Consider the following 23,316-nt stretch of genomic DNA (forward strand, 5'->3'; position numbering starts at 1 on the left):
TCAGCGCTCCTTCCTGTCAATGGCGTCGATCAGCACCCGCAGCTCGGCGATGTCGCGCTTGCTGAGTTTCTCGTGGGTGGAGAAGTGCGCCAGCAGCGGCGCGACGCGACCGCCGAACACCCGATCGAGCAGGCTGCGGCTCTCGCTCGACTGCCACTGCTCGCGGGTGAGCAGTGGGCTGTAGAGATAGCGCCGCCCGTCGCGCTCGGCGCTCACCGCGCCCTTGCCGAGCAGGCGATTGAGCAGGCTGCGGATGGTCTTCTCGTGCCAGTCGGTGGTCTCGCCCAGCTCGGCGACGATTTCCTCCGAGCTGCGCGGCGCGCTGTCCCACAGCACGGCCATCACTTGGCTCTCGGCATCGGTGATGGTGGGAATTTCGTGGCGCATGACGTGGCTTCCATGTGGATTACGGGTGTAATCCTTGATTGAAGATTACACATGTAATTTGTCGCGGCGCAAGTGGCCGATCTCGTCTGCCGCAACGTTGACGTTCGAGCGGTGATACTGCCGATTGGCTCTTTGTCGGTGGAGGCTTCATGACGCAGCTCTGCGATCTCATCGTGCTGGGCGCCGGCTCCGGCGGGTTGGCGACGGCGTTCCGTGCGGCGCACCACGGGGCGAAGGTGGTGCTGCTCGATCCGGCGCCGCCCGGAGGCACCTGCGTGCACCGGGGCTGTGTGCCGAAGAAGGCGCTGTGGTACGCGGCGCAGCTGGCGCAACAGCAGCCGCTGGCACGCGAGTACGGCTTCCACGGGGCGGGCGGGACGCTGGATTGGGAGCGCTTCCGCCAGCTCCGCCAGGACTATGTAGACGGCATCACCACGCGCTACGAAGAGCGCCTGCAAAAGGCTGGCATACAGCGCGTGCCCAACGCCGGTCGACTGGTCGACGCCGGTACCGTGCAGGCCGTCGACGGCACCCGCTGGCAGGCGCCGCACGTGGTGATCGCCACCGGCGGTCGACCGCGCCGGCTGGACATTCCGGGCTTCGACCTGGGTTGGGTCTCGGATGACCTGTTCACCCTGCGCGCGCTGCCGGGCCGCGTGGCGGTGGTCGGCGGCGGCTACGTGGCGGTGGAATTCGCCGGCCTGCTGCGCGCGTTCGGCTGCGAGGTGAGCCTGCTGGTGCGCGGGTCGCTGCTGGACGGCTTCGATGCCGAGCTCACCGACGCGCTGGCCGAACGCATGCAGCACGACGGCATCCGCATGATCCGCCCGATCGAGGTGCGCGGCGCGCATCGCGATGCACAGGGACTGCGGCTCGACGGCGACGACATGGACGCGGGCGGCCCGTACGACGCGGTGCTCTGGGCCGTCGGTCGCGTCCCCAATACGGAGAGCCTCGGCCTGGAGGCGCTGGGCATTGCGCTCGGTCGCCAGGGCCATGTGTCGGTGGACGACTACCAGAACACCGCTTGCCCGGGCATCTACGCGGTGGGCGACGTTACCGACCGCAAGGAGCTGACGCCGGTGGCGGTGGCGGCGGGACGACGGCTGGCCGACCGGTTGTTCGGTGGCGAGCCACGGGCCCGGCTGGACTACGACAACATCCCCAGCGTGCTCTTCAGCGAGCCGCCACTGGCGAGCGTGGGCCTGGATGAAGCCCGGGCGCGCGAGCAGCACGGCGATGCGGTGCGCTGCTACCGCAGCCAGTTCACGCCCATGCAGCTGGCGCTTGCGGGGCGGCGCGAACCATCGCTGATGAAGCTCGTATGCATGGGCGACGACGAGCGCGTGGTCGGCATCCATGCGCTGGGTCCGGGAGCCGACGAGATGCTGCAGGGTTTCGCCGTGGCGATGAAGCTGGGCCTGCGCAAGCGCGATCTCGATGCTACCGTGGCGATCCATCCCACCTCGGCCGAGGAGCTGGTGCTGATGGGCTGAGCGTGGCGTCACGCGTCGCTACACTGTCGGCATGGACCAGCCCATCATTACCCTTTCGCGCGGCACCGCGCCGCTGCTGATCAGCCTGCCGCACGACGGCAGCGCGATTCCCGCCGACATCGCTGCGCGCATGACGCCGCAGGCGCGACGCTCACTCGATACCGACTGGCACGTCGGCCGGCTGTACACGCCGCTGGCGGAGGCGTTGGGCGCCAGCGTGCTGCGGCCGTCGCTCTCGCGTTACGTGGTGGATCTCAACCGGCCGGCCGATGGCCACGCGCTGTACCCGGGGCAGCGCGAGACCGGGCTGGTCCCGACCATCTCGTTCGACGGCACGGCGCTGTATGTCGAGGGCGACGAGCCGGATGCCGGCGAAGTGGCGCGCCGCGTGGCCCAGTACTGGCAGCCGTACCACGAGGCGCTTGCCGACGAGCTGGCGCGGCTGGTGCGCGAACACGGCCACGCCGTGCTGTGGGAGGGCCATTCGATCCGCAGCCGCGTGCCGATGCTGTTCGACGGCCGCCTGCCCGATTTCAATCTCGGCACCGCCGATGGCGCCAGCTGCAGCGCACCGCTGCAGGCGCGGCTCGATGCGGTGCTGCGCGGGCAGGGCGGCTACAGCCACGTGGTGAACGGCCGCTTCAAGGGCGGCTACATCACCCGCCACTATGGTCGGCCGGCGGCGAACGTGCAGGCGGTGCAGCTGGAATTGGCGCAGTGCACCTACATGGACGAGGACAGTCTCGACTTCCTGCCCGAGCGGGCGGCCGGCGCGCAGGCGCTGATCGGTGAACTGCTGCGCGCCTGCCTCGCCGCTGACTAGCCCAGGTTCAGCCGGGCTCGCCGACGCGGCTGGCCAGACGCTCCAGGCCCGCTTCGTAGCTCGGCCAGATCGCGCCGTGGCTGTCGATGTGCACGCCCAGGTCGTTCATGTGGCCGTTGGTGAGGCTGTAGCACCAGGCGTGCACGCTCAGCGGCTGCCCGCGCTCCCACGCGTCCATGACCATGGTGGTGTGGCACACGTTCACCACCTGCTCCAGCGCGTTGAGTTCACACAGGCGCACGTTGCGGTCGGCCATGTTCTCCAGCCCGGTCAGCATGGCGTGATGCTTCTTGGCGACGTCGCCGACGTGGCGCAGCCAGTTGTCGACCAGCCCCATGCGGCGTTCGTCCAGCACCGCCTGCACGCCGCCGCAGCCATAGTGGCCGACCACGATGATGTGCTCCACCTTGAGCACGTCGACGGCGAACTGGATGGTGCTCAGGCAGTTGAGGTCGGTGTGCGAGACCACGTTGGCGACGTTGCGCTGCACGAAGATCTCGCCCGGCGGCAGGTCGACGATCTGCGTGGCCGGCACGCGCGAATCGGAGCAGCCGATCCACAGGTACTTCGGCGACTGCTGCTTGGCCAGCCGCTCGAAGAAGGCCGGATCGGATTCGCGCACCGTTTCGGACCAGCGGCGGTTGCTGTCGATCAGGTCCTGCAGGGGGTTGTGACTCATGGGAGATCCTTAGTGGGCGCAGCAGCCGGGCGGCGGCCCGCAGCCGTGCATGGTAACCCGGCGATGCCGATTGGCTCAGCGCTGGCAGCGCAGGCAGGCGTAGAACGGTCGGCTGGAGACCATCGACTTCTCGATCGGTGCCAGGCAGCGCGGGCACGCCTCGCCGCCGCGTTCGTAGGCGCGGAAACGGAACGGGGTGTCCTGCAGGTGGCCGGCGCCACGCTTGCCGCGGGTGCGGTAGGAGCGGCGCGGCAGGTCTAGGATCGCTTCGGCCAGCGCGGCGATTTCGGCCTCATCCAGGTCGCACGGGCGCAGTTGCGGCCCCAGACCCGCTTCCCACAGGATCTCCACTCGCAGGTAGTTGCCCAGCCCGGCGACGAAGGCCTGGTCGAGCAGCAGCGCACCGAGGCGCCGGCGGGCGAAGCGCCGGTCGCGCAAGCGCGCGACGACGGTGCCGGCAGTCAGCGACGGATCCAGCGCATCCGGTCCGATGCGCTGCAGGAACGGATGCTCTTCCACCTGGTCGCTGGGCCACATCTCGATGTCGGTGGCGCTGTACAGCAGGATCGCCTTGCGCTCGGTTTCCAGCGCTACCCGCAGGCTGCGGCCGGTTTCCGGCGCGCGACCGGCAGCGGCCACGCGCCACACGCCGTAGAGCTGGTTATGGCTGTACAGGGTGACGCCGTTGTCGAAGCGGGTGAGCAGCGCCTTGCCGCGCGGGGTGATCGACTCGATGCTGCGCCCGAGCAGCGGCTGCTCGTAACGCTTGAGCGCGTCGAAGGCGAACCACACCCGCGTCAGCGGTGCACCGACCACGGCGGTGGCGAGCGCATCGGCGGCGCGACGGATCTCGGGACCTTCGGGCATCAGCTCAACGCCCGCGTGCGGCCGCCGTCGACCGCAATGCTTACTCCATTGACGTAGGCGGCGGCCGGCGTGCAGAGGAAGGCGACCATCGCGGCCACTTCCGCCGCTTCGCCGAAGCGCTTGGCCGGCACGCTGTCGATCAGCCCCTGCGCCACCGCCTCGATGCTGCGTCCGCTCGCCTGCGCCTGCGCGGCCAGCAGGCTGTCCAGCCGCGCGGTGCGGGTGTAGCCGGGCAGCACGTTGTTCACGGTGATGCCGTCGGCCGCCAGCTCGCCGGCCAGCGTCTTGGCCCAGCCGGCCACCGCGGCGCGGATCGTATTGGACACGCCCAGTCCCGCGATCGGCTCCTTCACCGAGGTGGAGATCACGTTGACCAGCCGACCGTAGCCCGTGGCGCGCATGCCGGGGAGCACGGCCTGCAGCAGGGTCTGCCCGGCGAGCACGTGCTGGCGGAAGGCCATCTCGTAGGCGGCGCGATCTGCCCCGTGGGCGCTGCCGCCCGGCGGGCCGCCGGTGTTGTTGATCAGGATGTGCACCGGGCGGATCGCGACCAGCTGCTCGATCGCCTCAGCGAGGGCGGCGGTATCGCCCATGTCGACTTGGCGCCAATTGTGCAACTGAGCCGCGTGATGCCGCGGGAGACTCTCCGCCACGGTCTGCAGCGCATCAGCCGAGCGGGCCAGCACCGTGACGTTGGCGCCCAGTTCGGCCAGTTCGACCGCCGTGGCGCGCCCGATGCCGCCGGAGGCGCCGCAGACCAGGGCATGTCGTCCGCTCAGGTTCAGATGCATGCGCGGTCCTCAATGGCGGAACACGAGCCTAGCGGGCGCTCCAGCGCAACACGAAGGCGGCGATCAGGCAGGCCCAGGCGAGCAGCGGAAAGATCCGCCACAGCGTGCGCCAGCGGTTGAGCACGGCGTCTTCCAGCGCCGGCAACACCGGCGAACGCAGTGCGTTCTGCAGGCGGATCCAGCGCAGCGGCGCGCGCACTGCCACGCCGCGCTCGTCCTGCGCGATGATCTTCCACTGGTCCGGATGCGCCTCGCGCAGGCGCCGGGCGACCTGCATTAGCGCCACGTAGTGCAGCAGGAAACACGCCACGCCGGCCAGCAGCAGGCCGAGATAGATCACGCCCAGAGGCATTACTTGGTGCTCCCGATCCAGTGGGTGGGTAGTGCGGTGCTCAGCGTCTTCAGCAGGCCGTCGCCCTTGGGTGCCTCACCGCAGATCGCCTGGTCGACGGCGGTCTTGTAGCTGTCGTTCATCAGGCCGACCCACACCGTACCGTCCGGACCGTGCGGGATCTTGAAGCTGCCCTTGGAGGTCATGTTCACCGGCGCCTCGGCGGAGAATGCGGCGGGCGACTGCTCCCAGTAGGTGTCGCCCGATTGCTGGTCGGCGGAGGAGTAGATCACCAGATAGCGCGCCTTGGGGTTGTCGATGGTGGCGCTGCCGAACGCGCCGGTGCTGGATTTGCTCCAGCCCATGTACTCACAAAGCGCGATGTCCTTGCCGTCGATCGGCTGGAACGCCTCGTCGAGTACCACGGTGGTGGGCGCGAACAGGTAGCTGGAGTGCAGCCAGCGGCCGTTCAATTCCGACTTCACCGCGATGCGGTAGGGCATCTTCACGTCGCTGGGCAGCTTGAATGCGAGGAAGTGACTGCGCACGCCGTTGAGGTTGGCCACCGGGCTGTTCGGGCCCAGCTCGAACTTCTTCGGCCGCCACGGCAGCAGGTTGCCGTAGGAGAAGTCGGCGAAGCTGGTGCAGCAGGGCGTGGCGTCCTGCAGGTGCTGCTTGGCCAGCTTCAGCGCATCGCCGGTATCGGTCGGCGGGCGCAGGTTCGGCGGCACGAACACCTTGGCGCTGTGGCACGCGCCCAGCAGCAGGCACAGGGCCAGCGCGATGACGAGAGCGGAGAGTTTTGGCAGCGTTCGCATGGCGTGACCGGTCAGAACTCGGCCGAACCGGCCGCGCGCGGGTAGGGGATGGCATCGCGGATGTTGGACAGGCCGCACACGTACACCAGCAGGCGCTCGAAGCCCAGCCCGAAGCCCGCGTGCGGCACGGTGCCGTAACGGCGCAGGTCGCGATACCAGCCGTAGGTGGTCTTGTCGAGGCCGAACTTGTCCATGCGCGCGTCGAGGTAGTCCAGCCGCTCTTCGCGCTGGCTGCCGCCGATGATCTCGCCGATGCCGGGTGCCAGCACGTCCATCGCCGCCACGGTCTTCTCGTCGTCGTTCAGGCGCATGTAGAAGGCCTTGATCGCTTCCGGGTAGTTCATGACGACCACGGGACGGCCGATATGTTTCTCGGCCAGGTAGCGCTCGTGCTCGGTCTGCAGGTCGACGCCCCAGGCCACCGGGTATTCGAACTTCTGCCCGGACTTCTTCAGGATCTCGATGGCGTCGGTGTAGTCGATGCGCTCGAACGGCTGGGCGATGAAGTGCTCCAGCTTGGTGATGGCATCAGGCTGCACGCGCTCGGCGAAGAACGCCATGTCATCGGCGCGCTCGTCCAGCACCGCCTTGAAGATCGCCTTGAGGAACGCTTCGGCGCAGTCGGCGTCGGCGGCCAGATCCGCGAAGGCGATCTCCGGCTCCACCATCCAGAACTCGGCCAGGTGGCGCGGGGTGTTGGAGTTCTCGGCGCGGAAGGTCGGGCCGAAGGTGTACACCTTGCTCATCGCCAGGCAGTAGGCCTCCACGTTGAGCTGGCCGGATACGGTGAGGAACGCCTCGCGACCGAAGAAATCCTTGCGGAAGTCGATCTTGCCGTCCGGCAGGCGGGGCAGGTTGGCCAGGTCCAGCGTCGACAGGCGGAACATGTCGCCGGCGCCCTCGGCGTCCGAGGCGGTGATGATCGGCGTGTTGATCCAGAAGAAGCCCTGTTCGGTGAGGTGGCGGTGGATCGCCGTCATCATGGTGTGCCGTACGCGGGTCACGGCGCCGAACAGGTTGGTGCGCGGACGCAGGTGGGCGACCTCGCGCAGGAACTCCATCGAATGCTGCTTCGGCTGGATCGGGTAGGTTTCCGGGTCGTCGACCAGTCCGGTGACGATCACCTCCTCGGCCTGCACCTCGAAGCTCTGGCCCTTGCCCTGCGAGGGCACCAAGATGCCCGTGACGATCACGCCGGCACCGGCGGTGAGGTGCTTTACCTCGCTGTCGTAGTTGGCCACGGTGGCCGGCACCACGGCCTGGATCGGGTCGAAGCAGGAGCCGTCGCTGACGTTCACGAACGAGAGACCGGCCTTGGAATCACGCCGCGTGCGCACCCAGCCGCGCACGGTCACCCGGCTGCCCGCCTCCAGCGCGCCTGAGAGAGCCTGCTTCACGCTGCACACCGTCGCGCTGACCAACGCCATGGATTGAAACTCCTGCTGCTGCGCCGCATCTGGGCACATGAATGATGAAGAAGGGTGGCGGCAAGGGCGCCGACAACGATCGGAGGCCGGCCAAACCCGCATGATAATGTAGGTTCTGAGCGCCCCGCGACCCTTTCCCCGCCGACACGTAACCGATTGCACGCCATGACCATCTCGATCACTCCCGCCGCCAGCCAGCGCATGCGCCAGTTCCTCGCGCAGACCCCGTCCGCCCGAGGCGTGCGTTTTGGCGTCAAGCGCACCGGCTGCTCCGGTTTCGCCTACGTGGTGGATCTGGCCGACGAGCTGGTTGCCGACGACCAGGTGCTCGACATCGACGGCGTGCAGGTGGTGGTCGACAGCAAGAGCCTGGCGCTGGTCGACGGCACGGTGATCGACTTCCAGCGCCAGGGCCTCAACGCCAGCTTCGTGTTTCACAACCCCAATGCCACCGGCGAGTGCGGTTGCGGCGAGAGCTTCACGGTCGGCTGAGCGGCCCCGGCGGGCGCCGTTCCCCGCCGCAAATCAAAAGCTTGCGCCCACTTGTGGCGCCACCGTACAATTCCGCTTCTGTCTGCGCCCGATCGGCGCCGGATGGAACCTTGCCTCACCGCACCGACGGGAGGCTGTCAGGCCCGTGAGGGCCGCATCCACAAGGAGTCAAACCCAATGACCCTGCGTCATTACGAAATTGTGTTCCTGGTCCATCCGGACCAGAGCGAGCAGGTTCCTGCCATGCTCGAGCGCTACAAGGCGCTGATCGAGACCGACGGTGGCAAGATCCACCGCCTGGAAGACTGGGGCCGCCGTCAGCTGGCCTACCCGATCGTCAACCTGGCCAAGGCCCACTACGTGATGCTCAACATCGAGGTCACGCAGAACGCCCTGAACGAGCTGGAGTCGGGCTTCCGCTTCAACGACGCCGTGCTGCGCCACCTGTGCATCCGTCGTGACGAGGCCGACACCGAGCCGTCCTTCATCCTGAAGTCGAAGGAGAAGGACGACGCCAAGGGTTCGCGTCGCCGTGACGACGACAGCGAAGGTGAGGGCGACAGCCGCCCGCGTGGTCGCGACCGCGACGACCGCGACAACGATCGCGACAGCGACTGATAGGAGCCCATAGCCATGTCCAAGTTCTTCCGCCGCCGCAAGTTCTGCCGTTTCACCGCAGAAGACATCAAAGAGATCGACTACAAGGATCTCAACACCCTGCGCCAGTACGTGACCGAGAACGGCAAGATCGTTCCCAGCCGCATCACCGGCACCAAGGCCCGCTACCAGCGTCAGCTGGCGACCGCGATCAAGCGCGCCCGCTTCCTGGCCCTGCTGCCATACACCGACAACCACGACGTTTGATCGTGGCGCGCGGCCGCCCCCTCGGGGCGGCCGCGTGAGCAACTCCTTCGGACAACCGTCCACGGCTGCGCCGGGCCACACCGGTGCTAACGAAAAGGAACGACCATGGAACTGATTCTTCTCGAGAAAGTCCGCAACCTCGGCAACCTTGGCGACAAGGTCAGCGTGAAGCCGGGTTACGGCCGCAACTACCTGCTGCCGCAGGGCAAGGCCGTGCCGGTCAATGCTGCCAATCTCGAAGCTTTCGAGAAGCGCCGCGCCGAGTACGAGGCCAAGGCCAACACGCTGCTGGCCGACGCCGAAGCCCGCAAGGCCAAGCTGGCTGACGCGTCGGTGACGATCACCGCGCACGCAAGCCCGGAAGGCAAGCTGTACGGCTCGGTCGGCCCGCGTGACATCTCCGAGGCCTTCGAGGCTGCCGGCCTGACCATCCACAAGGGTGAAGTGATCCAGGGTGAAGGCCCGATCCGCCACACCGGCGAGTTCGACGTCGTGATCAGCCTGCATGCCGACGTCCAGACCACCGTCAAGGTGATCGTGGTCGGCGAGAAGTAAGTCCCGCCTCGCGCCGGACTCCAGACGGGCGCCGCAAGGCGCCCGTTTGCGTTGGAGCGGAATGCCGCCAGGCCGCGGCTTATCCACGCCAAACCACAGCTTATCCACAGACTTGTTGTCTCGTGCCCTGCGATGGCGGCGCGTATCCTTGCCGCGTGCGCGCTGGTTTGCGCCGCCCATCCTGCGAGTATCCCGATGTCCTTCGTGCCCGATCGCAAATCCACCGGATCCAGCGTGGAATCGCTGCGCGTGCCGCCGCACTCCATCGATGCCGAGCAGGCGGTGCTGGGTGGCCTGATGCTGGCGCCCGATGCGCTGGACAAGGTGGCCGACCGGCTCTCCGAGGGCGACTTCTACCGCAAGGATCATCGCCTCATCTGGCGCGCCATCACCGAGCTGGCGAACAAGGGCATGCCCTGCGATGCGGTGACGCTGGGCGACTGGTTCGATGCGAATGGCCTGGCCGAGATGGTCGGCGGCGCCAGCTACCTGGCCGAGCTGGCCAACACCACGCCCAGCGCGGCCAACATCGCCGCCTACGGCGACATCGTGCGCGAGAAATCGATCCTGCGGCAGCTGATCGACGCCGGCGTGTCGATCAGCGAGGACGGTTACCGGCCGGAAGGCAAGGGCGTGCAAGAGGTGCTGGAAAACGCCGAGCAGCGCGTGTTCAAAATTGCGGAGTCCGGCACGCGCGGCAAGAAGGATTCGGTGTCGATGCGCGAGGCGGTCAAGGACGCCTTCCGCCTGCTGCACGAGCGCTACCAGAACAAGGGTCAGCTCACCGGCATCTCCACCGGCTTCAACGACCTGGACGAGCTCACCTCGGGCTTGCAGCCGTCGGACCTGATCATCGTCGCGGCGCGCCCCTCGATGGGCAAGACCGCGTTCTCGGTGAACATCGCCGAAGCCGCCGCACTGCGCGGCAAGAAGGCGGTGGCGATCTTCTCGATGGAAATGTCCGCCTCGCAGCTGGCGCTGCGACTGATCTCCTCGATCGGACGCATCCACGCCCAGCACCTTCGCAACGGCGACCTGGCCGAGGAAGACTGGCCGCGCGTCACCAACGCCATCGCGATCCTGTCCGAGGCGAAGATCTTCATCGACGACACCCCCGGCCTGTCGCCGGTGGAGCTGCGTTCGCGCGCGCGCCGCCTGCACCGCGAGCACGGCGGGCTGGGGCTCATCGTGATCGACTACTTGCAGCTGATGCAGGTGCCCGGCAACAAGGAGAATCGCGCCACCGAGATTTCAGAAATTTCGCGTTCACTCAAGGGCCTCGCCAAGGAGCTGAACGTGCCGGTGATCGCCCTGTCGCAGTTGAACCGCTCGCTCGAGCAGCGCGCCGACAAGCGTCCGATGATGTCCGACCTGCGCGAATCCGGCGCTATCGAGCAGGACGCCGACGTGATCATGTTCATCTACCGCGACGACTACTACAACAAGGAATCGCCGGACAAAGGCCTCGCCGAAATCATCGTCGGCAAGCAGCGCAACGGCCCCACCGACACCGTGAAGCTCACCTTCCTCGGCCACTACACCAAGTTCGAGAACTACGCGCCGGACTCGTTCGTCGGATCGTTCGATTGACGCGCCGGGGAAGCCAGTGATTCGTCACATGGTCACGCTCCGTGCCCCCTCTCCCCCGGGCGCTGCCCGGGGGAGAGGGTTGGGGTGAGGGGGCTTTTGCGCCTCTCCCTCCAATTACTGATGCCCATGCCTCATTTTTCGCACTCATGAGCCGCACCACCGTCGCCACCATCCACCTGGGCGCCCTGCGCCACAACCTCGCGCTGATCCAGCGCACGGCCGCACCGGCGCGCGTGATGGCGGTGGTCAAGGCCGATGCCTACGGTCATGGGCTGGAGCGCGTGGCGCGTGCGCTCGACAGCCAGGCCGAGGCGTTCGCGGTCGCGGCGCTGGGCGATGGCCTGCGCCTGCGTGCGGCCGGGCATCGCCAGCGCATCGCGGTGCTGTCCGGCCCCGACCAGCCCGGCGACATTGCCGAGATGCAGCGGCTGGACCTGGATGCGGCGATCCATCACGAAGCGCAGCTCGCCTGGCTGGCCGAGGCCTCGCCGCGGCGCGGGCGGTTGCGGGTGTGGATCAAGATCGACAGCGGCATGCACCGACTGGGCTTCGCGCCGGAGCAGGTGGCCGCCGTGCATGCGCGGCTGGCCGCGATGCCGGGCGTCGATCCGCAGATCGGCCTGCTCACCCATTTCGCCGAGTCGGAAGTGTTCGACGGTGCGGTGACCCGCGAGCAGATCGCACGCTTCAACGAGGTGACCGCCGGGCTTGATGGGCCGCGCTCGCTGGCCAACTCGGCCGCCGTGCTCGGCTGGCCCGAGGCGCGCGCCGACTGGGTGCGTACGGGCGGCCTGCTGTACGGGCTGTCGGTGGTGGACGGCAAGAGCGGTAGCGACTTCGGTTACCGCCCGGCGATGACGCTGTCCACCCGCCTGATCGCGATCAACCGCGTCCGCGCCGGCGAGCGCATCGGCTACAACGGCACCTGGACCTGTCCCGAGGACATGCCGATCGGCGTGGCGGCGATCGGTTATGGCGACGGCTACCCGCGCAGCGCGGTGGCGGGCACGCCGGTGCTGGTGGGCGACCGCCGCGTGCCGCTGGTCGGCCGCGTCTCGATGGACCTGATCACGCTGGACCTGCGCAATGCGCCCGCCGCGAAGGTGGGTGATCGCGTCACCCTGTGGGGGCCGCAGCTGCCGGCGGAGGTCGTCGCCGCGCGGGCCGGCACCATCAGCTACGACCTCACCTGCGGCATGACCCGGCGCGTGCTCTTCGTCGAGGACGAGGGCTGAGCGGCCATCGCGCCGACAGCGCGCCGCGTCGCCGGCGTCTCGCGACCTGCGATGCGCGCACGCTAAGCTCGTCGCTTCGCTTTTCATTGTCCGGAAACACGCATGGCCAAGGCCAAGACCGCCTACGTCTGCACCGACTGCGGTGCCGAGCACTCCAAGTGGCAGGGGCAGTGCGTCGAGTGCGGGGTGTGGAACACGCTGTCGGAAATCGTGCTGCAGCCGGCGGCCAAGTCGGTGGCGGCGCAGCGCAGCGTCGGCTACGCCGGCAAGGCGGCCGGATCGCCCGTGGTCACCCCGCTCACCGCGGTGGCGCTGACCACCGAGGCGCGCAGCTTCACCGGCATTGGCGAGCTGGACCGCGTGCTCGGCGGCGGGCTGGTCGAGGGTTCGGTGGTACTGATCGGTGGCGATCCGGGCATCGGCAAATCCACCCTGCTGCTGCAGATGTTGGGCACGCTGGGCGAGCAGTTGCCCAGCGTGTACGTAACCGGCGAGGAATCGCTGGCCCAGGTCGCGGCCCGCGCGCAGCGGCTGGACCTGCCGCTGGCGCCGCTGAACGGGCTGGCCGAAACCTGCATCGAGCGCATCCTGGAGCAGGTGTCGGCCAGCCGTCCGCGTGTGCTGGTGATCGATTCGATCCAGACCATCTGGACCGAGCTGCTCACCGCGGCACCGGGTTCGGTGAGCCAGGTGCGCGAGTCGGCGGCCAAGCTCACCCGCTTTGCCAAGGAAACCGGCACCTCGGTGTTCCTGGTCGGCCACGTGACCAAGGAAGGCGGCATCGCCGGCCCGCGCATGCTCGAGCACATGGTCGACGCGGTGCTGTATTTCGAGGGCGAATCCGGCTCGCGTTTCCGCGTGCTGCGCGCGTTCAAGAACCGCTTCGGCGCGGTCAACGAACTGGGTGTGTTCGCGATGAGCGAGAAGGGCCTGCGCGAGGTGCCCAACCCCTCGGCGATCTTCCTGTCCACGCACTCCGGCCCCACCTCGGGCAGCGCGGTGATGGTCACCCGCGAGGGCACCCGACCGCTGCTGGTGGAAGTACAGGCGCTGGTGGACCAGAGCTCGCTGGGCAACCCGCGTCGCGTCGCACTGGGCCTGGAGCAGAACCGGCTGGCGATGTTGCTGGCGGTGCTGCACCGGCACGGCGGCGTGGCGGCCTACGACCAGGACGTGTTCGTCAACGTGGTCGGCGGCATCCGCGTGCAGGAGACCGCCGCCGACCTGCCGGTGTTGCTGGCGGTGCTGTCCTCGCTGCGCGACCGGCCGCTGCCGGACAAGACCATCACCTTCGGCGAGGTCGGCCTGTCCGGCGAGATCCGTCCGGTACCCAACGGCGAGGAGCGCCTGAAGGAGGCCGCGCATCACGGCTTCCGCCGCGCCATCGTGCCGAAGGCCAACGCGCCGAAGAAGGGCAAGGTGGGCGAGATGGAGGTGGTCGGTGTGGAGCGGCTGTCCGAGGCGATCGACGCCTGCCGCTGAACGCGATGCTCCTACGGGGCGAACACCACCGTCTTGTGGCCGTCGATCAGCACGCGGTCGTCCAGCACCAGCCGCAGCGTGCGTGCCAGCACGCTGCGTTCGATGTCGCGACCGATGCGGATCATGTCCTCCGGCGTGTCGCTGTGGCTCACGCGCTCGATGTCCTGCTCGATGATCGGACCTTCGTCCAGCTCGGCGGTGACGAAATGCGCGGTGGCGCCGATCAGCTTGACTCCGCGCCGGTGCGCCTGGTGATACGGCCGCGCGCCCTTGAAACCGGGCAGGAACGAGTGATGGATGTTGATGCAGCGGCCGGCCAGCTTGGCGGTCAGCTCGTCCGATAGCACCTGCATGTAGCGGGCGAGCACCACCAGCTCGGTCCCCGACTGCTCGATCAGCGCCCACACCTGCGCTTCCTGTGGGGCCTTGTCGGCGCGGTCGGTGGGCAGGTAGTGGAAGGGAATGCCGTCGAAATCCAGGTGGCGATAGGTGTCGCGCGGATGGTTGGCGACGATGCCGACGATGTCCATCGGCAGCTCGCCGATGCGCCAGCGGTACAGCAGGTCGGCCAGGCAGTGGTCGAACTTCGACACCATCAGCAGCACGCGGCGGCGCTGGTCACGCGGACGCAGCGTCCAGCGCATGTCGAAACGCTGGGCGACCACCCGGAAGCCGGTACGCAGGTCGTCCGCCGCCACGTTGGACTGGCAGGGGTGGAACACCAGCCGCATGAAGAACTGACCGGTCTGTGCGTCGCCGAACTGCTGCGCTTCGAGGATGTTGCTGCCCTGCGCGGCGAGGTGGCTGGAGACGGCGCCGACGATGCCAGGGCGGTCGGGGCAGGACAACGTGAGGACGAACTGTGTCGCGCCCTCGCCCATCTCAGAGCCCCCGGTGCAGGACCAGTTCCAGCACGGCCTTGGTGCCGAAGAACGCCAGTACCAGCAGTGCCATGCCCGACAGCGTGAGGTTCACCGCGCGGCGCCCGCGCCAGCCGTGCTTCCAGCGGCCGTAGAGCAGGGCGCCGAACACCAGCCAGGCGATGATCGACAGCACCGTCTTGTGCACCAAGTGCTGGCCGAACAGGTTGTCGACGAACAGAGTGCCGGTGACAAGGGTCAGGGTGAGCAGCGCGAAGCCGGCGCCGATCAGCTGGAACAGCAGGGTTTCGGTAAGTGTCAGCGGCGGCAGCGCACGCAGCCACGGGCCGAACTGGCGATGGCGCAGGCCGCGTTCCTGCACCGCCAGGCCGATCGCCATCACCGCGGCGATCGACAGCACGCTGAAGGCGAGCAGGGCCACGGTGACGTGCAGCTTGATCTGCCAGTCCATCGGCTGCGGCAGCGTGGGCGGGGCGAGGAATCCGTCCACCGCCACCAGCAGTGCGGACAGTGGGAACACGATCACCCCCAGTGCCGCCACCGGGCGGGAGAGATTCACCAGCAGGGTCAACGCGGACACCACGCAGGCGACCAGCGACAGCGCGGCGAAGAAGTGCAGGTCCAGCGCGCCGCGATGCATGCCCAGCAGGATCGCCGCGTGCAACAGCACCGCGAGTGCGCCGACGGCCAGCGGCCAGCGGCCGGTCGGTCGGTTGTCCCCGAGCAGCGGCCAGGCCAGTGCGCCGGCAGCGGCAAGGTAGAGAACGATGGCGAGGGTGCTGAGGACGGGAAGCATCATGGCCGGGCAGTGTCGCACAGCGTCCGGCGCCGTTGCAGGGGCTTCATTCGCCGGCAAGGTGTGCCGCTGGCTATAATCGGCAACTTTCCGCGCCACGGTTTTCACCCATGTTCGAGTCGCTCAGCCAACGCCTGTCCGCCACCGTCAACCGCCTGCGCGGCCGCGGCCGGCTGACCGAGGAAAACATCCGCGAGTCGCTGCGCGAGGTGCGCATTGCGCTGCTCGAGGCTGACGTGGCGCTGCCGGTGGTGCAGGCGCTGATCGAGCGGGTCAAGGTGCGCGCGGTCGGCCAGGAAGTGCTCAAGAGCCTGTCACCCGGCCAGGCACTGGTGAAGGTGGTCAGCGACGAGCTAACCGCAGTGATGGGCACGGTCAATACCGAGCTCAATCTCGCCCAGACGCCACCGGCGGTGGTGCTGATGGCCGGCCTGCAGGGTGCCGGCAAGACCACCACGGTGGGCAAGCTGGCGCGCTTCCTGGTCGAGCGCAAGAAGAAGCGTGTGATGGTGGTGAGCTGCGACGTCTACCGTCCGGCGGCGATCGAGCAGCTGCGCACGCTGGCCGAGCAGGTCGGGGTGAGCTTCTTCCCCTCCGAGGCCGGCCAGAACCCGATCGATATCGCCAAGGCCGCCATCGCGGCCGCACGGCGCGAGGTGATCGACGTGCTGCTGGTCGATACCGCCGGCCGCCTCAGCATCGACCAGGCGATGATGGACGAGATCAAGGCGCTGCATGCCGCGATCACGCCGGTCGAGACGCTGTTCGTGGTCGACGCGATGACCGGCCAGGATGCGGCCAACACCGCCAAGGTCTTCGCCGAGGCGCTACCCCTGACCGGCGTGGTGCTAACCAAGACCGACGGCGATGCTCGCGGCGGTGCGGCGCTGTCGGTGCGCTACGTCACCGGTCGGCCGATCAAGTTCCTGGGTGCCGGCGAAAAGCTCGATGCGCTGGAGCCGTTCCACCCCGATCGCGTCGCGCAGCGCATTCTCGGCATGGGCGATGTGCTGTCTCTGGTCGAGGAAGTCGAGCGCAAGGTCGACCAGGAAAAGGCGCAGAAGCTCGCCACCAAGGTGATGAAGGGCAAGCGCTTCGACCTGAACGACATGCGCGACCAGCTCGAGCAGATGAACAACATGGGTGGCCTGGCCGGCCTCATGGACAAGCTGCCGGGCATGGCCAGCGTGCCGGACAGCGTCAAATCCAAGGTCAACGACAACGAACTCAAGCGGATGGTCGCCATCATCGGGTCGATGACCAAGAAAGAGCGCCGCCACCCGGACCTGCTCAATGGCTCGCGCCGCGCCCGCGTGGCGCGCGGCTCCGGCACCCAGCCGGCCGACGTCAACCGCCTGCTCAAGCAGTACATGCAGATGGAAAAGATGATGTCCAAGCTGGCCAAGGGCGGCACCAAGGGCCTGATGCGGCAGATGCGCGGCGCCATGAAGGGCATGGGTGGAATGGGCGGCGGCATGCCGCCGATGCGCTGATCAACCGGGGTATCCCGCGGCCCTCGACCCCGCGCCTTTGCTCCCCTACAGGGCGAACGTCATCCCCGCGCAAGCGGGGACCCATTTTGACTTTGGCCCCAAGAGCACAGTGGGTCCCAGCGTTCGCGGGGATGACGTTCGCTTCGTGGCGACCTTACCCAGCTGTATGGGTGATAGGAGCGGACAGGCCAGCATAGTCGCCCAAGGGCTTCCCTTTTACCGAAAATCCACTAAAATGCCGCGTTTACCGCGCACGGTCTCGTGCGTGCGGCCGGCAATTCCGGCAACTCTGGAGCTTTTACTATGGTCAAGATTCGTCTTTCGCGCGGTGGCGCCAAGGGCCGTCCGTTCTACCACGTCGTCGTGACCGACCAGCGCAACAAGCGCGACGGTCGCAACATCGAGAGCGTGGGCTTCTACAACCCGGTCGCGGCGGGCAAGGACAAGCGCCTTGAGCTGAACGTCGAGCGCGTCAAGGAGTGGGTCGGCAAGGGTGCGCAGCTGACCGACAAGGTTGCTGCCCTCGTGAAGGAAGCCGGCAAGCAGCAGGCTGCCTGAGCATGACGGCAGCCGGTCGGCGCGTCCTGATGGGACGCATCGTCGGGCTGCACGGCGTGCAGGGCTGGCTCAAGATCGAATCTTGGTCCGAGCCCCGCACGCGGATTTTCGATTACCAGCCCTGGCAGCTCTCCGTGGCGCCGGGCGAGATGATCGAGGTGACGGGCATCAAGGGCCGTCCACAGGGCAAGGGGCTGATCTGCTTTCTGCCCGGCGTGGATAGCCGAGGGAAGGCCGCGGCGCTTGTTGGGCAGGACATCTTTGTCGCCCGCGAGCTGCTGCCGCCGCCGGGTCAGGATGAGTATTACTGGGTCGACCTCGAAGGGCTTGAGGTCGTCACCACGGAAGGCGTCGCGTTGGGTCGGGTCACTCACCTGTTCGCGACCGGGGCCAACGACGTGGTGGTGGTGCGGGACGGCGAGCGCGAGCGGCTGATCCCCTTCATCCAGGGCAGTTACGTGCGCTCGGTGGATCTGCAGGCCGGGCGCATGGTGGTGGACTGGGATCCCGAATTCTGAGCCCGCAGACTGCTGCTCGGGAGTGGAGGATCTGATGCGCATCGATGTCGTCACGCTGTTTCCCGACTTCATGCGCCAGTGCGCCGCCGTCGGTGTGGTGGGACGCGCGCAGCAGCGCGAGCTGTTGCAGGTGGAAACCTGGAACCCGCGCGACTACGCCACCGACAATTACCGTACCGTGGACGGCCGCACCTGCGGCGGCGGACCGGGAATGGTGATGCTGATCGAGCCTTTGCGCGCGACCCTCAAGGCCATGCGCGAGGCGGCACCGGAATCGGTGCACGTGATTTACCTCAGTCCGCAGGGAGCGCGGCTGACGCAGGGCCGGGTGGAGTCGCTGGCGAAGCTGCCGCGGATCGCCCTGCTGTGTGGACGATACGAAGGTGTGGACGAGCGTCTGCTGGCACACGAGGTCGACGAGGAGCTTTCCATCGGCGATTATGTGTTGTCCGGTGGCGAGTTGGGTGCCGCGGTGGTCATCGACGCCGTGGGCCGCTTGCAGGACGGTGCGTTGAACGACGCGCAGTCGGCGCAGCAGGATTCGTTTTCGGACGGCCTGCTGGATTGTCCGCACTACACGAAGCCGGTGCATGACGCACTGGGTGACGTGCCGGCAGTGTTGCTGTCCGGCGACCACGCGGCCATCCGCCGCTGGCGCCTGAAGCAGTCGCTGGGACGAACCTGGCTGCGCCGCCCCGACTTGCTGGCGCGACGGACCCTCGATAAAGAGTCCGCTGCGCTGCTGGACGAATTCCGCCGCGAATATCTGCGGCACAACGATGCGGCCAACGCGTGACCGCAGTTATTGCATTTGACACAGGTGTTGCCATGAACAAGATCATCGAACAGTTCGAATCCGAGCAGATCACCCGCCAGCTGCCGGACTTCGGCCCCGGCGACACCGTGGTGGTCAACGTCAAGGTGAAGGAAGGCAACCGCGAGCGCGTGCAGGCGTTCGAGGGCGTCGTCATCGCCAAGCGCAACCGCGGCCTGCATTCGGCCTTCACCGTGCGCAAGATCTCGCACGGTACCGGCGTGGAGCGCGTGTTCCAGGCGCACAGCCCGACCATCGAATCGGTCAGCGTGAAGCGCAAGGGCAAGGTGCGCGGTGCCAAGCTGTACTACCTGCGCAACCTCGAGGGCAAGGCCGCTCGCATCAAGGAAGACATCGCCGCCGCCGCTGCCGCGAAGGCTGCTTCGAAGGCTGCTGCCGCCGCCGAGTAATCCAGCCCACGCAGGGCAGGAAAAAAGCCGCGGAGGGCAGCCTCCGCGGCTTTTTGCTGTGCGCTCGTCCGGATTCCGGCGGCGCGGCACCGGTTGCTCGGGTCAGTTGACCAGCCGCTGCGGCTCCTGCAGGAAGTTGCCCTGCACGAAATCCACGCCGCAGGCGAACAGCAGCGACGTGCTGCTGGCGTCCTCCACCCATTCGGCCACGGTGACGCGATTCATCTCGCGAGCCTGATGGCAGATTTCGGCGATCTTCTTCTGGTTTTCCGGGTGCTGCGGCAGCTGCGCCATGTAGGAGCGGTCGATCTTGAGGTAATCGGCGTCCACGTGGTTGAGCAGCTGGAACGAGTTGAGGCCCGAGCCGAACTGTTCCAGCGCGAAGCGGCCTCCGAGCTTCTTCCAGCCGGTGACGAACTCCTGTGCGGGGCGCAGCAGGGTCACCACCTTGCTTTCGGTCATCTCCAGCACGATCTGGCCGTTCTTGAGCCCGGCCTTGCGGATCTGCTCGCCCAGCCAGGGCAGCAGCGAGGCGTCTTGCACCGAGTCGGCAGTGAGCTTGACGAAGAACGTGGTGTGAATGCCCTGGCCGTCGCGCGCGCGCAGGATCTCGATTGCCTTGTTCAGCACCCAGCGGTCGATTGCCACGCTCAGGCCGTGCTGCTCGGCGATCGGCATGAAAAAGCCCGGCAGCACCTCGCCCTGCGGGCCGTTCATGCGCAGCAGGATTTCCGAATACTCGCCCTCGGCATCCTGCAGGCTGATGGTGTGCTGGTGATAGAGGACGAAACCGTCGTTGGCCAGCGCCTGTTGCAGCAGCTGCAGCCAGTAGCGCTCGCGCTCGGCGTCGGCCTTTTCGCGCGCCGCCGGATCGTGCACCTCGACGCGCCCGCCGCCCTGGCTGACCGCATTGCGCAGCGCCTGGTTGGCCTGGTTGAGCAGCAGCTCCGCGTTGGCATTCTTCTCGCCCAGCAGGCTGCCGCCGACGCTGATCGACACGGTGATGGACTGGTTGCCCAGGTCGAAGATCTCCCCGGCGATGCGCTGCTGCAGGCCGGCGATCCAGGCTTTCACCGCTTCGTCGTTACGCTCGCGCAGCACCACGCCAATGGTGTGCTCGGCCAGCAGGCCGGCCACGTCGTCCGTGCCCAGCCCGCTGCTGATGCGGTTGGCGAAGGCGGCCAGCAGTTCGTCGGCCTTGCCCATGCCGACGCTGTCGATCAGGCCGTTCCAGTTGTCCGGCTCCACCAGCAGCAGGCTCTGGCCCTTGGTGCCCTTGGCTGCGGCGGTGACCGCATCGTCGATGAATTCCAGCGTGCGGGCGCGGTTATACAGGCCGGTGACCGGATCGCGCTGCAACTGCTCGACCAGCTGCGGATCGACCTGCTGGCGGCGGAACACGATCTGCAGGCACGGCTCGCCCTCGAACGTGGCGTGGGCGAATTCGATGGTGGCCTGGAAGGTGGAGCCATCCGAGCGTCGTGCCTGCAGTTCGATGTGCTGCGCAGCCTTCTCGTTGCGCGCATGGCTGCGCAGCAGGTTCTTGAACTCCTCCGCGTCGCTGCTGCTGATGAGGTCGAGCACCGGCAGACAGAGCAGATCGTCGAAATCCTCGTAACCGAAGGTATCCAGGTAGGCCTTGTTGGCGCGCACATGCATGCCGTCGTGGACGAAGGCGATCGGATCGGTGGACGAATCCAGCAGCGCATCGGCGCGGCGCTCGGATTCGCGCAGGGCGGCCTCCAGCAAGCGTACCTGGCGACGAGTTTGCAGCGCTTCATGCTCGCGCTGCAGCACGGTAAGCAACTGCTTGGGCTGGCTGCGGATGGCGATGCCGCGCACGCCCGCATTGAAAAGGTCGGCGACCACCTGGTTGTCCATTTGCGCCACCAGTGCCACCAGCGCCAGGTCGCGGCCGTGGGCTTCGAGCTGCTGCGATACCTCGCGGACCGACATCTTTGCCGGCACCGGGTCGTACAGCACGATGTCCGGCACCAGCTCGTCCAGCGCGGTCTGGATTTCCTCGGCGCTGGTCGCCCGCGCGGGTCGCACGGCAATGCCGCCGTTGCGCAGCAGGCTGATGATCTGTTCGGCGTCCTCCACCGGAGTTTCGACGAACAGGATCTTGATGACGGAATCTTTTTTCATGGACACATCGGGCGACGGGTGGAGCACCGACCGTCGCGTCGAAGGGCGCGAACGGGACGGGACGTAGGCAAGGTTTGTAGCGGATTCCGGCACAGGCCGCCAGCGCGGTGCGATCTGCCGGCGACGCCCGTCGCGTTCACAGCGGGCGCTTGGACCTGTCGCCGGCCACTTCACGCACTAGTCGTGGCACCAGGTAGCCGGGAAGGCGCGCGCGCATGGCCTCCACCAGTGCCAGCGCGCGCCCGTCGTCCACCTCGAAATGGGCAGCGCCCTGCACGCGATCGAGCTGGTGCAGGTAATACGGCAGCACGCCCGCGGCAAACAGTCGCTCGGACAGGTCGACCAGCGCGTCCTCGTGGTCGTTGATGCCTTTCAGCAACACGGCCTGGTTGAGCAGCGTGGCGCCGGCTTCGCGCAGGCGGGCGCAGGCGGCATCCACCGCCGCGTCGAATTCGTTGGCATGGTTGGCATGCAGCACCACCACCTTCTGCAGCGGAATTGCGGCCAGCCAGGCGAGGAAGGCGTCGTCGATGCGCTCCGGCAGCACCACCGGCAGGCGCGTGTGGATGCGCAGGCGGTTGACGTGCGGGATGTCGGCCAGCCCGCCCGCGAGTTCCTCCAGCTTGCTGGTGGCCAGTGACAGCGGATCGCCGCCGGAGAGGATCAGCTCGGTGATGCCGGGATCGCTGCGCAGATGTGCCAGCGCCTGCCGCCACTGGCCGGCCGCGGCCATCTCCTCGCCGTAGGGGAAGTGCCGGCGGAAGCAGTAGCGGCAGTTCACCGCGCAGCTGCCGCTGGCGATCAGCAGGGCGCGGCCTTCGTACTTGTGCAGCAGCCCCCGCGACTCGCGCGCGGCCAGGTCGCCCACGGCGTCCATCGAAAAGCCATCGACCTCGGCCAGCTCCGCCAGTTGGGGCAGCACCTGCAGCAGCAGGGGGTCGCGCGCATCGCCATGGCGCATGCGCGTCACGAAGCCTCGCGGCACGCGCAGCGCAAAGCCGGCATCGTTCGGCGGCAGTTGCGCAGCCAGCTCGTGCAGACCCAGCAGCGCCAGCAGCTCGGCCGGATCGGTGACGGCCTCGCGCCAGAGCTGGCGCCAGTCCGGGGCGGGCGACGATAGGCGGGCGCTGGGGCTTGCGGTTATCATGGTGGACCCTGGAACGGGCCCAGAAGCCCGGCAAAGTCCTCATTTTAGCCGCCCCACGGGGTGGAATTACCTCTGGAGCAGATAGCGCATGGCGACCCTTGGCCTCAATGACGTCAAAACGGGCAAGAAGATCCTTCACAACGGTGATCCGTGGATCATCACCGAGGCGGACTTCATCAAGCCGGGCAAGGGCCAGGCGTTCACCCGCATCCGCATCCGCAACCTCAAGGACGGCCGCACCACCGAGCAGACGCTGAAGTCCAGCGACTCGTTCGAGGAGGCCGACGCGGTCGACACCGACATGCAGCTGTCGTTTATCGACGGCATCGGCAAGGACCGCGTCTGGCACTTCATGAACATGGAGACGTTCGAGATGATCCCCGCTTCGCTGGCCGCGATGGGCGATGCCTGGAAGTGGCTCAAGGGTGAGGAAGAGTGCGTGGTCACCCTGTTCAACGGCGGGATCATCGCCGTGCAGCCGCCGAAGTTCGTCGAACTGAAGATCACCGAGACCGATCCGGGCGTGCGCGGCGATACCTCCGGCGGCGGCGGCAAGCCGGCCACGCTGGAAACCGGCGCCGTGGTGCGCGTGCCGCTGTTCGTCAATCAGGACGAGATCATCAAGGTCGATACCCGCACCGGTGAGTACGACAGCCGCGTCGGCAAGTGATGAACCGGCGCGCGGGTGATGCCTGTGCGCCGGGCATTTCGTCA

At 67.5% G+C, this 23,316-nt stretch carries 26 protein-coding genes; 15 read left to right on the forward strand and 11 right to left on the reverse strand.

Translation table 11 applies throughout. The annotated features are described in order from the left end of the window. Positions 1 to 387 (reverse strand): BlaI/MecI/CopY family transcriptional regulator, encoded by a 387-nt coding sequence (locus ISP17_RS06540; RefSeq protein WP_404631204.1) that lies wholly within the window; start codon positions 385 to 387, stop codon positions 1 to 3. Positions 388 to 536: 149 nt separating this feature from the next. On the opposite strand from ISP17_RS06540, the gene gorA reads away from it, so the two are divergent. After that, entirely contained in the window at positions 537 to 1,883 is a 1,347-nt protein-coding gene (gene gorA / locus ISP17_RS06545) for a glutathione-disulfide reductase (protein ID WP_404631206.1), read from the forward strand. Positions 1,884 to 1,914: 31 nt separating this feature from the next. Continuing rightward, a complete protein-coding gene (gene hutG / locus ISP17_RS06550) occupies positions 1,915 to 2,706 on the forward strand; it encodes an N-formylglutamate deformylase (protein WP_404631208.1) in 792 nt (263 codons plus the stop codon). Positions 2,707 to 2,713: 7 nt separating this feature from the next. Here hutG and can read toward each other — a convergent pair whose 3' ends face one another. From can to asnS, 6 genes are all read right to left on the reverse strand, one after another. Beyond that, positions 2,714 to 3,385, reverse strand: a complete 672-nt coding sequence (gene can / locus ISP17_RS06555) for a carbonate dehydratase (RefSeq protein ID WP_404631210.1) — start codon at positions 3,383 to 3,385, stop codon at positions 2,714 to 2,716. Positions 3,386 to 3,460: 75 nt separating this feature from the next. Continuing rightward, a complete protein-coding gene (gene nei, locus ISP17_RS06560; protein ID WP_404631212.1) occupies positions 3,461 to 4,252 on the reverse strand; it encodes an endonuclease VIII in 792 nt (263 codons plus the stop codon). Continuing rightward, positions 4,252 to 5,043 (reverse strand): SDR family oxidoreductase, encoded by a 792-nt coding sequence (locus ISP17_RS06565; RefSeq protein ID WP_404631214.1) that lies wholly within the window; start codon positions 5,041 to 5,043, stop codon positions 4,252 to 4,254. The genes nei and ISP17_RS06565 overlap by 1 nt, the downstream gene beginning before the upstream one ends. Positions 5,044 to 5,071: 28 nt before the next feature. Beyond that, positions 5,072 to 5,395, reverse strand: a complete 324-nt coding sequence (locus ISP17_RS06570; protein ID WP_404631216.1) for a hypothetical protein — start codon at positions 5,393 to 5,395, stop codon at positions 5,072 to 5,074. Next, positions 5,395 to 6,192 (reverse strand): hypothetical protein, encoded by a 798-nt coding sequence (locus ISP17_RS06575; protein ID WP_404631218.1) that lies wholly within the window; start codon positions 6,190 to 6,192, stop codon positions 5,395 to 5,397. The genes ISP17_RS06570 and ISP17_RS06575 overlap by 1 nt, the downstream gene beginning before the upstream one ends. An 11-nt stretch (positions 6,193 to 6,203) precedes the next feature. Beyond that, positions 6,204 to 7,619 (reverse strand): asparagine--tRNA ligase, encoded by a 1,416-nt coding sequence (asnS, locus tag ISP17_RS06580; protein ID WP_404631220.1) that lies wholly within the window; start codon positions 7,617 to 7,619, stop codon positions 6,204 to 6,206. Between the two features lie 165 nt (positions 7,620 to 7,784). Between asnS and ISP17_RS06585 the strand changes: the two genes are divergently transcribed. From ISP17_RS06585 to radA, 7 genes are all read left to right on the forward strand, one after another. After that, a complete protein-coding gene (locus ISP17_RS06585) occupies positions 7,785 to 8,111 on the forward strand; it encodes a HesB/IscA family protein (RefSeq protein WP_404631222.1) in 327 nt (108 codons plus the stop codon). A 177-nt stretch (positions 8,112 to 8,288) separates the two neighbouring features. Further along, positions 8,289 to 8,729: a 30S ribosomal protein S6 gene (rpsF, locus tag ISP17_RS06590; RefSeq protein WP_449757865.1), complete on the forward strand. Its 441-nt coding sequence runs from the start codon at positions 8,289 to 8,291 to the stop codon at positions 8,727 to 8,729. Between the two features lie 15 nt (positions 8,730 to 8,744). Next, positions 8,745 to 8,975 (forward strand): 30S ribosomal protein S18, encoded by a 231-nt coding sequence (rpsR, locus tag ISP17_RS06595; protein ID WP_346955315.1) that lies wholly within the window; start codon positions 8,745 to 8,747, stop codon positions 8,973 to 8,975. 105 nt (positions 8,976 to 9,080) lie between these two features. Then, complete coding sequence (gene rplI, locus ISP17_RS06600) at positions 9,081 to 9,530, forward strand: 50S ribosomal protein L9 (protein WP_404631224.1); 450 nt, start codon at positions 9,081 to 9,083, stop codon at positions 9,528 to 9,530. Positions 9,531 to 9,725: 195 nt separating this feature from the next. Next, the gene (locus ISP17_RS06605) at positions 9,726 to 11,120 is read left to right on the forward strand and encodes a replicative DNA helicase (protein WP_404631226.1); all 1,395 of its coding nucleotides are present in this window, start codon (positions 9,726 to 9,728) and stop codon (positions 11,118 to 11,120) included. Positions 11,121 to 11,266: 146 nt separating this feature from the next. Next, positions 11,267 to 12,355: an alanine racemase gene (gene alr / locus ISP17_RS06610; RefSeq protein WP_404631228.1), complete on the forward strand. Its 1,089-nt coding sequence runs from the start codon at positions 11,267 to 11,269 to the stop codon at positions 12,353 to 12,355. Positions 12,356 to 12,457: 102 nt separating this feature from the next. Continuing rightward, positions 12,458 to 13,837: a DNA repair protein RadA gene (radA, locus tag ISP17_RS06615; RefSeq protein WP_404631230.1), complete on the forward strand. Its 1,380-nt coding sequence runs from the start codon at positions 12,458 to 12,460 to the stop codon at positions 13,835 to 13,837. 11 nt (positions 13,838 to 13,848) lie between these two features. On the opposite strand, the gene purU is transcribed toward radA, so the two are convergent. Together purU and ISP17_RS06625 are read right to left on the reverse strand one after the other, a co-directional pair. Then, positions 13,849 to 14,718, reverse strand: a complete 870-nt coding sequence (purU, locus tag ISP17_RS06620; RefSeq protein WP_404631232.1) for a formyltetrahydrofolate deformylase — start codon at positions 14,716 to 14,718, stop codon at positions 13,849 to 13,851. Between the two features lies 1 nt (position 14,719). After that, positions 14,720 to 15,517, reverse strand: coding sequence for a cytochrome C assembly family protein (locus ISP17_RS06625; protein WP_404631234.1), 798 nt, complete (start codon positions 15,515 to 15,517; stop codon positions 14,720 to 14,722). Between the two features lie 107 nt (positions 15,518 to 15,624). On the opposite strand from ISP17_RS06625, the gene ffh reads away from it, so the two are divergent. The 5 genes from ffh (at position 15,625) to rplS (ending at position 19,307) form a co-directional block, all read left to right on the forward strand. Beyond that, a complete protein-coding gene (gene ffh, locus ISP17_RS06630; RefSeq protein ID WP_404631236.1) occupies positions 15,625 to 17,007 on the forward strand; it encodes a signal recognition particle protein in 1,383 nt (460 codons plus the stop codon). Positions 17,008 to 17,310: 303 nt separating this feature from the next. After that, complete coding sequence (gene rpsP / locus ISP17_RS06635; protein ID WP_404631238.1) at positions 17,311 to 17,565, forward strand: 30S ribosomal protein S16; 255 nt, start codon at positions 17,311 to 17,313, stop codon at positions 17,563 to 17,565. Positions 17,566 to 17,567: 2 nt separating this feature from the next. Beyond that, a complete protein-coding gene (gene rimM, locus ISP17_RS06640; RefSeq protein WP_404631240.1) occupies positions 17,568 to 18,083 on the forward strand; it encodes a ribosome maturation factor RimM in 516 nt (171 codons plus the stop codon). 34 nt (positions 18,084 to 18,117) lie between these two features. After that, positions 18,118 to 18,879 carry a tRNA (guanosine(37)-N1)-methyltransferase TrmD gene (gene trmD / locus ISP17_RS06645; protein WP_404631242.1) on the forward strand — a complete coding sequence of 254 codons (762 nt, stop codon included), beginning with the start codon at positions 18,118 to 18,120 and terminating at the stop codon, positions 18,877 to 18,879. 32 nt (positions 18,880 to 18,911) lie between these two features. Beyond that, positions 18,912 to 19,307 carry a 50S ribosomal protein L19 gene (gene rplS, locus ISP17_RS06650; protein WP_404631244.1) on the forward strand — a complete coding sequence of 132 codons (396 nt, stop codon included), beginning with the start codon at positions 18,912 to 18,914 and terminating at the stop codon, positions 19,305 to 19,307. Between the two features lie 102 nt (positions 19,308 to 19,409). On the opposite strand, the gene ISP17_RS06655 is transcribed toward rplS, so the two are convergent. Further along, positions 19,410 to 21,455, reverse strand: coding sequence for an EAL domain-containing response regulator (locus tag ISP17_RS06655; RefSeq protein ID WP_404631246.1), 2,046 nt, complete (start codon positions 21,453 to 21,455; stop codon positions 19,410 to 19,412). A 136-nt stretch (positions 21,456 to 21,591) separates the two neighbouring features. After that, positions 21,592 to 22,602 carry an EF-P beta-lysylation protein EpmB gene (epmB, locus tag ISP17_RS06660; RefSeq protein WP_404631248.1) on the reverse strand — a complete coding sequence of 337 codons (1,011 nt, stop codon included), beginning with the start codon at positions 22,600 to 22,602 and terminating at the stop codon, positions 21,592 to 21,594. Positions 22,603 to 22,690: 88 nt separating this feature from the next. Between epmB and efp the strand changes: the two genes are divergently transcribed. Beyond that, positions 22,691 to 23,272: an elongation factor P gene (gene efp / locus ISP17_RS06665; RefSeq protein WP_404631250.1), complete on the forward strand. Its 582-nt coding sequence runs from the start codon at positions 22,691 to 22,693 to the stop codon at positions 23,270 to 23,272. Positions 23,273 to 23,316 lie beyond the last annotated feature (44 nt).

This window comes from Dyella ginsengisoli, from assembly GCF_044904665.1.
Classification (GTDB): domain Bacteria; phylum Pseudomonadota; class Gammaproteobacteria; order Xanthomonadales; family Rhodanobacteraceae; genus Dyella_A; species Dyella_A ginsengisoli.